The organism is Paenibacillus thermotolerans (genome assembly GCF_028745515.1).
Classification (GTDB): Bacteria; Bacillota; Bacilli; order Paenibacillales; family YIM-B00363; genus Paenibacillus_AE; species Paenibacillus_AE thermotolerans.
Window position 1 is genome coordinate 13,806 of sequence record NZ_JAQZSG010000023.1, and the last position, 12,414, is coordinate 26,219.

Annotated in this window: 6 protein-coding genes; 5 read left to right on the forward strand and 1 reads right to left on the reverse strand. The window is 54.4% G+C overall.

The window, feature by feature from the left end:
• The first annotated feature begins 136 nt into the window (after positions 1-136).
• From PT964_RS17760 to PT964_RS17780, 5 genes are all read left to right on the forward strand, one after another.
• Positions 137-5,404 carry a leucine-rich repeat protein gene (locus PT964_RS17760; protein WP_274364705.1) on the forward strand — a complete coding sequence of 1,756 codons (5,268 nt, stop codon included), beginning with the start codon at positions 137-139 and terminating at the stop codon, positions 5,402-5,404.
• 219 nt (positions 5,405-5,623) lie between these two features.
• Complete coding sequence (locus PT964_RS17765) at positions 5,624-8,749, forward strand: hybrid sensor histidine kinase/response regulator (protein WP_274364706.1); 3,126 nt, start codon at positions 5,624-5,626, stop codon at positions 8,747-8,749.
• Between the two features lie 127 nt (positions 8,750-8,876).
• Positions 8,877-9,866, forward strand: coding sequence for a response regulator (locus tag PT964_RS17770; protein WP_274364707.1), 990 nt, complete (start codon positions 8,877-8,879; stop codon positions 9,864-9,866).
• Positions 9,867-9,920: 54 nt separating this feature from the next.
• Positions 9,921-10,406 (forward strand): SRPBCC family protein, encoded by a 486-nt coding sequence (locus PT964_RS17775; protein ID WP_274364708.1) that lies wholly within the window; start codon positions 9,921-9,923, stop codon positions 10,404-10,406.
• A gap of 850 nt (positions 10,407-11,256) precedes the next feature.
• Complete coding sequence (locus tag PT964_RS17780; protein ID WP_274364709.1) at positions 11,257-11,484, forward strand: carboxymuconolactone decarboxylase family protein; 228 nt, start codon at positions 11,257-11,259, stop codon at positions 11,482-11,484.
• A 26-nt stretch (positions 11,485-11,510) separates the two neighbouring features.
• Here PT964_RS17780 and PT964_RS17785 read toward each other — a convergent pair whose 3' ends face one another.
• A complete protein-coding gene (locus PT964_RS17785) occupies positions 11,511-12,290 on the reverse strand; it encodes a phytanoyl-CoA dioxygenase family protein (protein WP_274364710.1) in 780 nt (259 codons plus the stop codon).
• Positions 12,291-12,414: the final 124 nt, after the last annotated feature.

A 12,414-nucleotide genomic window follows, 5' to 3' on the forward strand; every position in this document is an offset into this window, starting at 1 on the left:
GGGAGAATTTTGGGAGAGCCTTCTTGTAGACTGATTTTGCAAGATGACTTGATTGCGTTTCTGTTGATTTTGCTCCTTTATTTTAAGCCGTTTTGAACGAAAAATGAGTAAAATTTATCGATATCGGAGGTTGGCGATGCGTCGAGTCCTACTATTTATGTTTGCGATTATTTTTTTCGGCAGCGGCTTATCTTTCCCGGAGGTCCATGCAAATAGCGTACAGGAAAGCGACTTTATTTACTTGGAGAGCGAAACGGAAATAATCATCATGGGTTACGTGGGAACGAGTAAGGATGTTACGATTCCTAGTTCGATCGCCGGAAAGCCGGTAACCTACATTACAGGTCTCAACGATAAGCAGCTTACGAGCGTTACGATTCCGGATAGCGTCACGTTCATCGGCGGCAGTGCGTTTGCGAACAACGCATTAACCGAAATTACGATTCCGAGCAGCGTTACGCATATTGACAGCTTCGCTTTTTACAGAAATCAACTAATGAGCGTAGAGATTCCTGACAGCGTGGAGTATATCGGAAGGGCCGCTTTCCAAACCAACCGACTGCAGCGGGCAACGCTGGGAAACGTGTCGGAAATAGGAGCCTATGCGTTCAGCGACAATCAGCTCGAGGAGATCGCGATCCCCGGCAATGTGAAGGAAATCGCAGAGAATACGTTTGAGAAAAACAAACTTCGCAGCGTGACGTTCCAAGGTCCAATCACTCACATTAGGCCGTATGCCTTCGCCGAAAATGAGTTGACGACGGTGGCCTTGCCCGCCACGCTAAAGTACCTCGGAGCGAATGCGTTTAAGCTCAATCGAATTCAAAGCATCGCGATCCCGCCTAATTTCGAATTCGGCGGAGATGTATTCAGCGATACGAACGTAACGATGTACTTTGCGAAATGGGGGTCTACGCCTCATCTGAATTACATGAATCAATACGGCGTCCGTACTTGGCCCTGCGAATATCGAATCCGTTACGACGGAAACGGCAGCGCCGGGGGGACGCCTCCGTCGGACACCAATTATGTCTGTTACCGAAATCACGGTTCCGTCCCGGATCAGGGCTCCTTATTGAAAACCGGTCACGTCTTTAAAGGGTGGAACACGGAGCCGGACGGAACGGGTAACAATTATTTCGGCGGTCAGTATCCGATTATTTATGGCATCGCCGCAGATTCGTTCACGCTTTATGCCAACTGGGAACGCGAGACGTATCGAGTCGCATTCGATACGGGAGGGGGTACGAATATTTCCGATCAAACCGTAGCCTATGGACAACTTGCGATCGAGCCTCCCGCGCCGTTGAGGGTGAACTACGATTTCGAGGGATGGTATACCGATTCCGGGTATACCCGCCGGCCTTGGGATTTTGCGAACGACACCGTCCTTGAAACGATGACGTTGTATGCGAAGTGGAAGTGGAGCGGCGCAGAGATCGCTTCCGTGCAGTTGACGCCGGGCAGCCCCACCGCGACCGGCGGAGATACGCTGTCCGTCACGGGGCTCGTCACCGACGCGGACGGTTCGCCGGTCCCGAATGCCGTCGTAAATCTGGAGAGCTCATTAGGAACATGGAACGCGTCGAGTGGCGGCAGGGTGTCGGTAGCGACAGGGGCGGACGGAACGTTCCTAGCGGCATGGACGGCGCCGTTCGTGGAAGATTCGACGTACGTCACTTTGACGGCGAGCGTAGACGGTACCGACATTGCTCCAAGCGACCGGTCGATTCAGGTCGTTCCGTCTGAACGCTCCGATGCCCGGCTCATCGGTCTGTCGTTGAACGAAGGCACGCTAAATCCGGTATTTTCGGCTGAAGCTTTGGATTATGTCTCGGAAGATGTCGGCAACGGCGTGACGAGCGTAGCCGTTACCGCCGAAGCGGCCAACGGCCAGGCTGCGATAACGATCAACGGGATCCCTGCCGACAGCGGGTCGGCCGTAAACGTCCCCTTGCGAACCGGCGCGAATGTGATCCCGATCGTCGTTACGGCGGGGGACGGCATCCATACTCGAACATATACGATTTCAGTTTCCAGAGCCTACGAAACGACGAGCGGAGATTATGTTTACTTCCTTAATGACGTAAGCGGCGGAATTACGATCCGGAGCTACATCGGATCGGAAACGAACGTCGTCATTCCCGATACGCTGGGCGGCCATATCGTAACGGAGATCGGTACGGGTGCGTTCATGAACAAGCAGCTGACTGCCGTATCGATTCCGGAAACCGTGACGTCGATTGGCCCGAACGCATTTAGCGGCAATGCGCTTACGGAAGTGACGATTCCGGAAGGCGTAACGGCGATCCACCGAGCCGCTTTCATGAACAATCGGTTGACGCGGCTTTCGGTTCCAAGCAGCGTGACGCTGCTGGATGCCTATTCGTTCCATAATAATCTTCTTGAGGAGCTGACGTTTGTCGGAGACGGCTTGAAGGAGATCGGCGATAACGCATTTTCCAGTAATCGGCTATCGTCCGTTATATTGCCGAGGACATTGACCTTGATCGACAGGCAAGCCTTTTACAATAACGACCTGACCCGGGTGATCTTACCGGCGAACGTGAGGCTTAATAGCGAAGCGTTCGGCGGGACGCAGAACAGGGTGACGATGGTCTTTCCGCCTGATACCGATTTGCTCATGTATGCGATAAATAACTTCCACAATTATACGGAGAGTTATTATCGCGTTGTATATGACGGGAACGGGCAAACCGGGGGGAAGGCGCCGGAGGATTATGTTCGGTATCATTATTATTCTTCGACTCCGATTCAGTCGCACGGCGGATTGACGAAATTCGGACATTCGTTTGCAGGGTGGAACACCGAACCGGATGGTAGCGGGCAGACGTACGCGGCCGGCGAAAGCTACGAGTTACAACGAATTAACGGGGATCTGACACTCTATGCCGTGTGGGAGGCTACTCGATTTACCGTTTCGTATCATACGGGCGGGGGAACCGTCCTGCCGGAGACGACCGCGGCGGAGGGGGCGCTTCTTCCCGAACCGCCGACGCCGGCGAAGGAAGGGCACCGTTTCGTAGGGTGGTACCAAGATCCGGATTATACGGTCGTCTGGAATTTCGCGGAGGATCGGGTTGCCGGAAACATGTCCCTATTTGCCAAGTGGGAACGCAAGCCGCTTTCGATCCGCTTGTCGGTCGCCAGCCCGACGGCTTCAAGCGGCGAAGAAATGACGGTGACCGGTATCGTTTACGATGAAGACGGCACTCCTGCGGCGGACGTGACCGTGAAAGTAAGCAGCACTTTGGGAGGCCGCTGGAACGAGGCGGGAGCCGGCGAAGCGACGTTGACGTCCGACAGCGCGGGCGCATTCGCGGCGTCTTGGACGGCTCCGCACGTATCGGATTCCGTAACGGGGACGATATCGGCAACCGTTGACGGCGATAACGGGGCGTCCGCATCCGTCGAGATGAAGGTCATTCCGGTGCCGAGCTCGAATGCGGAGTTAGCCGACTTGACGATAAGCCCCGGCGAATTGACGCCTGAATTTGACGCCGGCGTGACCGATTACCGCGTTTCCGTGGAATATGCGACAAGCTCGGTAAGCGTTGTTCCGTTGAGGGCGGATCCGTCGGCGACCGTGACGGTGAACGGCAACGTGGTGACGTACGCCGATCCGATTCCGGTGAGTTTGGATGTCGGGCCGAACGCAGTCACGCTGATCGTAACGGCGCCGAGCGGGTTTACCCGAACGTATACCGTCACCGTTACGAGAGCTCCGGAGCAAGCGCCGAACGTCGGTGTGGAGCACATCTCGGTTACTGCCGAGAATGATGCGGATTCGGTGGCAGTCGGCGGCACGCTGCGAATGATTGCCTCTGTTCTCCCGGACAACGCGACCGACCCCTCGGTACGATGGGAGATTGCAGGCGGTACGGGTCAGGCCGATATCGATGCCGATACCGGTATGCTTACGGGCCGGCGTCCCGGTACAGTGACGGTGATCGCGAACACCCAAGACGGTACCGGCGTGATCGGATCCAAGATAATCGAAGTGATCCCCGCTCCGGTCGCCGTCGTCCCCGTTTCAAGCATCACGGTAACCGGCGCTGCGGAGTACGTGTTTGTGGGCGGTACGCTGCAAATGAACGCAAGCGTTAGCCCGGACGATGCTACGAACAAGCAAGTGGCATGGACGGTTGAAGCGGGCACGGGAGAAACTGCGATTTCGGCAACGGGTGTCCTTACCGGCATAAAGGCAGGCACAGTTTCCGTCAAGGCGACTTCCACGGACGGCACGCAAATTTCTTCTGCCGTCAACATCACCGTTAGGATCAAACCGGTTACCGGAATCGTCGTGAGCAGTGCGGATCATGTTACTTCGCTGTACAGCGGGGAACAAGTGCGATTCCGCGCAACGGTAATACCGGAGGATGCCGGAGATCGAACGGTTACTTGGTCCGTTCGGAACGGAACCGGTACGGCCGTAATCAACGCCGACGGATGGTTGACGGCAGGAAATGCCGGCACCGTGACGGTTGTGGCAACGGCGAACGACGGGTCCGGCGTTGCGGGCAGCCAAGTCGTTACGATTTATAGACGGAGCGGGAGCGGGGGAAGCGGCGGCGGCGGCGTTTCACCGGAGGCGCCCAAACCGCCGGCGACACCTCCGGCACCCGTACCGGAATCGACGCCAGCATTGCCGGCACCTCCGGCACCCGCACCGGAACCGATACCAGCATTGCCGGCGGCGCCCCTTCCTGTCATCGATGTCGTACCTGGGCGGCCGGCCGTTGATGTTAACGACCCGAAGTACATTGAAGTGATGAAAGAAACGATTACGGAAAAGCTTCGCGCCTCCCGGAACACAAGCACATCTGCATTTCTAGACGCGGAAAACCACTGGGCTGCCGACAGCATCCGATTGTTCGCAAAACTCGGGATCGTTCAGGGGTATGGCAACGGGACGTTTCAACCGAACAAGAGCGTGACCCGAGGCGAATTCGCGATGATGGTCACGAAGCTTTTTCCGTTTGCCAAAGGGAGTCAAGCGACGGTAAACTTCAGTGATCTCGAGGACAGCTGGGCTAAGGATGCCGTCCTTACGCTGGCCGGCAACGGCTTGATCTTCGGCTACGAGGACGGATCGTTTCGAGCCGACAAAAACATTACTCGCGCAGAGATGGTTGCCGTGATCGCAAGGATCGTGAATCTGAACGATGTGAAGCGAGCGGGAACGGCCGGCTTCCAGGATATCGATCATACCTGGGGAAAAGCGGAAATTCAACAAGCTTCGGAAGCAGGCATCGTTAGCGGGCTGGATGCGAATACTTTCGCACCGGAGAAGAACGCCACCCGGGCCGAAGCGCTAACCGTTCTCTTGCGTACGATCAAGTTAAGTCCTGAAATTGAAGCTTTGTTGGACTCGCTGGAGTAAGAGGCATACGCTCGGTAAAGCCGAGGGAAAAGAGGCGGTACTCCCGATTTCCCTCGGCTTTGTTCGTTTCGTCCTTCGCGCCGGCAAGTTGGATGCTGAAGTTTTTCCTGCACAGTTTCTCGTAGCGGGCTGTCGATAATTTTGTGATAATGGCCTTGAGAGTATTTTGGGAGCGAAAGATGCTATGCTGGCGAAAACGGGATTTCGGGAGGAACGGCGGTGGGAAGCTTGTGCTTGCGAAAAGGGGTGTGTTTCGGCTCTCGGGTGTTAGGCTTGACGCTGATCCCGCTAATTTCGATTTTTTTATTAATAGGGATCTACGATTATACCGTGCCGAATCGGTCGGCCCCGGAGGCGTCGCACGGCGTCCTGGATCTTAGCGGATGGGAATTCGGCAGCATGGGAATCGTCAATCTCGACGGAGAGTGGACGTTCTACCCGAACAAGCTGCTTTCGCCGGACGATTTCCGCAGCGGCGGGCCATTCGTTGCCCAGGCCATTACGGCGAATATCCCGAACGCCTGGTTTGGGGGGAGTCCTCCGGACCAGGCGAGCGCGACGCCGTTCGGCACGTACCGGTTGGCCGTTAAGCTGCAGGAGAGCGGCGGCAGCTATGGAATCCGGGTGAACAACATAAACAGAGCGCACCGGTTGTACGTTAACGGCTTAGAGATCGGCAGCGGGGGCAATCCGACTGACAATCCGCGGGAATTCAAGGCGGAAAACAAGCCGTATACGACGTTCTTTCACACGGAAGGCCGGGAGCTTACCATCGTTCTGCAGGTTGCGAGCGACAACCCCGCGATCGACGGGGGCTTCGAGGATTTGCAGCTCGGCACGCAGGCGGACATGCTCCGAAAAGACGAAATTTTTTTCGCTTTCGAGTTTTTCGCTCTGTTCATCCTGTTGATGTTCGGGGGGCATCACTTGAGCATCTACGTCATGAGGCTGAAGGATAAAGCTTATTTGTACAGCGGCCTTTATTTCCTAACTTTTATTACTTTCATCGCGCTTGACGGAGATAAGCTGCTGCTTCAATTGGCGCCGGAAATTTCCTATGAATGGGCGAGGAAGCTTTATTATATCGGCGGGTTGTCGAATTTCGTGGTCTTGGGCATATTCCTCCATTACCTGGACGTGAAGCTGTTGTCCCGAAGACTGCTTATGGCGCTCGCCGCTCCGCTCGCCGCCTGTATCGCGTCCGCCGCGGCACTTCCATATACGATGTATTCGGTCGTCGGAAATCTGCCTTGGCAATATGCATTGCTGCTGGTCGCGTTTTACTTCTGCCGGTCCGTGCGGCTGTATTTGAAGCAAGACGGGCAACTGGACCGCAAGGAATCCGCACTCCTCTGCGGAGTTCTTGTATCGATCATGTCGATTTTGCTGGTCGGCTTTTTCTATTCGCTCGACTGGGTGAGCACGGATCTTGGGCGCCGCATCGCTTTTCTTGTGGCCATCGCGTTCATGAATACGCTGCTTGCATTCCGTCTCGCTCGCGCCATGAATCGGACAGAACAGCTGACAGAGCAATTGATTTTGCGGGATAAGCTGAAAGATGAATTCTTGGCCAACACGTCGCACGAATTAAAAACGCCGCTGCACGGTATCCAAAATATGGCCTCCTACTTGCTCGACGGGAAGGCGGGTACCCTTACGGACAAACAGCGAAGCGAACTGTCCCTTATCCAGGACACGTCGACGAAGCTCTCGGCGCTTGTGAACGACCTCGTGGACGTCGTCCGGTTGAAGCACGGGGATCTGCAGCTTGCAGAAACGGTTCTGGATCTGCGAGTCGCCGCCCAGACGGCATTCCAGGTGCTGGAGTTCGAACTGGCCGGCAAGGATGTACGATGGGAGAACCGCATTGCGCCGGACACGTTCGTCCGTGCGGACGAAAACCGAGTGCGCCAGGTGCTGTACAACCTTACCCATAATGCGATCAAGCATACGAAAAAAGGGTGGATCGCGATCGGCGCGACGGTTGCGGACGGTCAAGTAACCGTGAGGGTAGAGGATACGGGAATCGGGATTCCGAAGGAAAGCCATGAAGCGATTTTCGGTTATTTCGAGCAAGCGGAACGCGACCTGCCGAAGGACGGTTACACAGGTATGGGGCTTGGTCTGTACATCAGCCGACAGCTGGTGGAACGGATGGGCGGACGAATCTGCGTGGAGCGCTCCGAGCCGGGGCAAGGCACGCGGATGGCGTTCACCCTCCCGCTTGCGGACGTTAATGCTTTCGAATCGGCAGAAGGTTATGTTGCCGCATTAGCGGAACGGACAAACCCGGCGTACCCGGCGGAGCTCGATATCGTCGATCAGAAGCGGGAGTGCACCGTGCTCGTCGTCGACGACGAGGCGTCCAATGTCCGGATCCTGCTCAATCTGCTGGGCGATGAGTACAACGTGCTTACAGCTTTTTCCGCGAATGAGGCGATCCGCAAGCTGGAGGATCATCCGCGGATCGATCTGATGATCCTGGACGTCATGATGCCGGAGATGTCGGGCATCGATCTGTGCCGGAACGTGCGGGAGACGCGCTCGGCGCTCGAATTGCCCGTTCTGTTTGCGACAGTTAAGGACTCCTTGCACGATATCGAGCTCTGCTTCCGTGCGGGCGGGAACGACTTCATCGCCAAGCCGTTCGATCCGAAGACGCTGGCTGCAAGGGTCCGGACGTTGTTGTCGATGAAAAAATCGATGGAATTGGCTGTCAAGAACGAAATGGCGTTCCTGCAGGCGCAGATTAAACCGCATTTTCTGTATAACGCTATCAGCAGCATCGTCTCGTTCTGCTATACCGACGGGGAAAAGGCCGCTTATTTGCTTTCCATGCTAAGCCGTTATTTGCGAATGGTATTCGAACGCGACCAGAAGACGTTGTTCGTACCCCTAAATGTGGAGCTTGAGCTAATCCGGGCTTACGTGGAAATCGAGAAGGCGCGGTTCGGCGAGCGCCTGGCCTACAAGCTGCAGACGGACCCGGAACTAGAAACGGTCGTCATTCCTTCGCTTACCCTCCAGCCGTTCGTCGAAAACGCGATTCGGCACGGGTTGTTCGAGAAAGAAGGCAACGGTACGGTAACCTTGGCGATCACGGACGGGAACGGTTATATCCGGTTCGATATTACAGACGACGGCGTCGGAATGGCGGATGACCTGCTCTACCGCCTAAGAGCAGGCGACCGGCCGGAAGGCGCCGGCATCGGGGTGGCGAATGTCCGCAGGCGGTTGGCGGCCATTCCCGGCGCGAGCGTAACGGTCGATTCGGCATTGGAACGGGGAACGAAGGTAACCGTTTATTTGCCGAAGCCGGGTACGGCGTCATTGGCCGCGGGTTAGACGGGCAGCGGGCAAAGGGTTCAATAAGGCGTTGCTCTTCTTGTGAGAATTTTGGGAGCAGGCTCTGCTATATTTCGAAAAAAGGCACTGGCGATGATTTGATGCGAGGGGGATTCGTTTTTTAAACATGCGAGGAAATGTTAACAAGCTTCGCGTCATCATCGTGGAGGACGAGAAGCCGATCCTGGATCTGATGGAAAGGATTGCCGGGCGGCATCCGATATTGGAAGTGGCGGGAGCGTTCGCGAGTCCTCTTGAGGCGCTGGAACGGTATCCGCAGCTTAGGCCCGACGCCGTCTTTCTTGACGTTGAGATGCCTAAGATGGGCGGCATCGAGCTTGCAGACCGGCTTAGGGCGATCGATGAAGAGCTTCAGGTCGTCTTCACGACGGCTTATCCGGGTTACGCGGTCGATGCGTTTCGCGTGAGCGCGGTCGATTACCTGCTCAAGCCGGTCACGGCAGACGCGCTTGAGAGAGTTGTGACCCGACTATCGAAGAACCGTTCGCTGCGCTCCGCCCTGCGGCCTCCATCCGCGGCCGGGGATCCGCCCGTCAGCTGCTTAGGCACGTTCGAGACGAGGAAGGCGGACGGAAGCCTGATCGGTTGGCCGACCCGAAAGACGGAGGAGCTGTTCGCCTATCTTCTTGCGTATCCGAACCGGATTGCGGGCAAATGGCAGTTGGCCGACCTGCTCTGGCCGAATCTGGATGAGGATCGTGCGCTCCATAATGTGCACAACACCGTCTACCGGTTGAAAAAGTCGTTAAAAGAAGCGGGATTGTCCGCGGAGCTGACTCACAGCAACGAAGGATACTTGCTGCGCATCCCTCCTTCCTTCACGGATCTGGAAAGCTTCCGCGACTTTATGGGCCGGACGACTGCAATCGACGAACGGAACGCGGCGGAGGGAGAGAAGCAGTTTCGGTCGTGCCGAGGAGCGTTGTTCGGGGGAAAGGATTATGTGTGGAGCTTAGGGCTTGCGGCCGAGGTAGCGATGCAGCAAGCCGCTCTTGCCCGCATGCTGGTGTCTTATTACCGCGGCATCGGGGATGAGGCGGCCGCGAAGGAGACGCTCCGAACCCATTTGTCCGATTCCCCGTTCGGTGAGGAGTAGAACGTTAATATTTGAATAAGAGGCTGAGCATGACTCGACGATCGGGAGGATACTATGAGAGCAAACGAATATTATATGCCGACGGATTGGCGGATCAAGGGAGACATCCGGGAAGTTTACGAAGTCTGTTCGAATTTCAAAGATTATCATCGCTGGTGGCCGGAAGTTTATTTGGATATTCAAGTGGCAGGCACCGACAAAGAAACGGGAAATGAAGTGTACGCCCTCCTTTCAAGGGGGAAGCTGCCGTACAAGCTGCGCTGGCAGTCGTGCAAAACGGAGGAAAATGCGCCCCATTCCCTGTCGCTCAAAGCCTCCGGCGATTTAGCCGGCCGCGGCACTTGGAAATTCGAGCAGGACGGGGAGTACGTGAACGTGCGATTCGATTGGTATGTTAATGCGGAGAAACCGCTGCTCAGATGGTTGTCTCCGATCATGAAGCCAATGTTCCGGTCGAATCATTACTGGGCGATGGATCGAGGTCTCGAAAGTCTTGAGCGTGAACTGGAGCGGAGGCGCAAGGCAACGGCCGCTATTTAGAACCTGGTTTCGTGAGTTGGCTCGGTAACGTTACATTTGTTATTTAATTCCTATTGAAAAAATCCTCATCACGGAATCATGGATGAGGATTTTGTTTTTGTTCAAATTGATAAAGAGCGTAATGTGGTGGAATAATGCGGGAACGTTCTGCAATGACACGGGGCGGTAAAGGCATTCCATTCTTGAACCACCATTCCACGGTTCCCACGATCGCCGCCCCCAAAAACTCTCATGTCCAGGCGGACATCACCAACTGCTTCAGGAATTGACGCTAATCGCTTTGGCGCTAACGGAACCGGATGGCCGCTAATTTTGTCGAAACCGGGCAAAAGGGCTCATTAGCGGAACCGAATGTCCGTTAATTCGCTTGAATCTCCGAAAATTGGCGGTTTTCGGGCGATTAGCGGACAACTTGTTCCGCTAATTCGCAGCTTTTAGGGGGGAGGCGGTTTTTAGCGGATATTTCGTTCCGTTAACTCTCTGCCTATAAGTCATTTCAGATGCGAATTNCTAATTCGCAGCTTTTAGGGGGGAGGCGGTTTTTAGCGGATATTTCGTTCCGTTAACTCTCTGCCTATAAGTCATTTCAGATGCGAATTGGCAAAGCCCTTCTATCCACTCTAGTCACCCCAAAAATTACCCTTTTTAGATAATCGGCAATTATTGATGGTTTGTTGAGTAATGTACACATCGGGAGGAATTGATTATTGCAAGCATTTTGTTTCTGTTTAGAATTATAAAAGAACGGAACAAGATTGCTGTAGCCGATGACCTACACATACGTGCGAAATACAATGGCAGCCCCTATTTGAGCTCTATGTGGGAATGAATAAGAGTCGGAGGCTTGGTTATGAATCGAATTGAAGAGAGTCAAGAAACGTATAAACAGCTATTTGGCGATGGAGTGCCGGCGGCATACGCTGCCGATCCTGATTTTCAGGATATCTTGAGCCGATTCATTTTTGGGGAAGTTTTTTATCAAGGAAACCTGAATAACAAGCAGCGTGAGCTAATCACCCTTGTGGTTCTTGCCGCTAACCAAACGTTGCCCCAGCTTAAGGCTCATACCCGCAGTTAACGTCTAATCGTCAGAGAAACGCCCTCCTAATCCGTTTTAATCATTTCGCGGATTCCCGGCCAATGCAGCCACATATCGGTCATAGGGGCTTGCCAATTCGTTCTGTGGGTCCAATTGCCGAGATCCTTATGGAATATTCGGAAAAATAGGGCGTAGCGGATATTCGGTGAAAGGTTCAGTGCGACGCCATGCGCAAGCAAATAATGGCAAATGACGACATCGCCCGCTTTGGCCGTAATTTGATTCGGCTTCGGCATCTCCACATCCGGCATTCCATTCAATAAAGACTCAGGGCCGTGTTTCTTGAAATATTGCTCGTTGATCCGATGAGTTCCAGGCCAAACGGTGAAATTGCCGCAATAATCGTCCGGTACATCGCTTAAGAAAATACCGACTAAAGCCGTAAAGTTGCCGATCGTTCCTTTCTTTACTCCGTTCGTTGGGGTATGCATGCCGTCAAGATGCGGGTGCGGCACCGGGAGAGGCTCGGGATTATTCAATATCGGATACCGCAATGCAATTTGCGCGCCGCCGACGGGATTCACATTTCCCGTTCCGAGCATACATTCCACCGCCGAGTAAACCGGTGTTTTTTCGACCAAGTCGGTAATGGCAGGCGCATTGGCAATTTCTTGATACTTCAGCTTTTCCGGCTTACTCGGAGAAACGGCGGCATCTACAGCCTCGCCAATGGAATGATTGATATGCCGCATGGCCAAATCAAGACGTTCTTTCTCAATGATTCCGCTCAGATGTACATAGCCGTTCTCCAACATTTGAACTTTTTGTTCGTGGGTTACACTCATTTCCTTTCCCTCCCAGTTCAATTATTTAATCCGATAGTAGCACAACATTACGGCGTGGGAAACGCTTACATGAATATTCGATACATAACTTGAATGAAGCGATGCGGTAATCATGAGCTTTTCT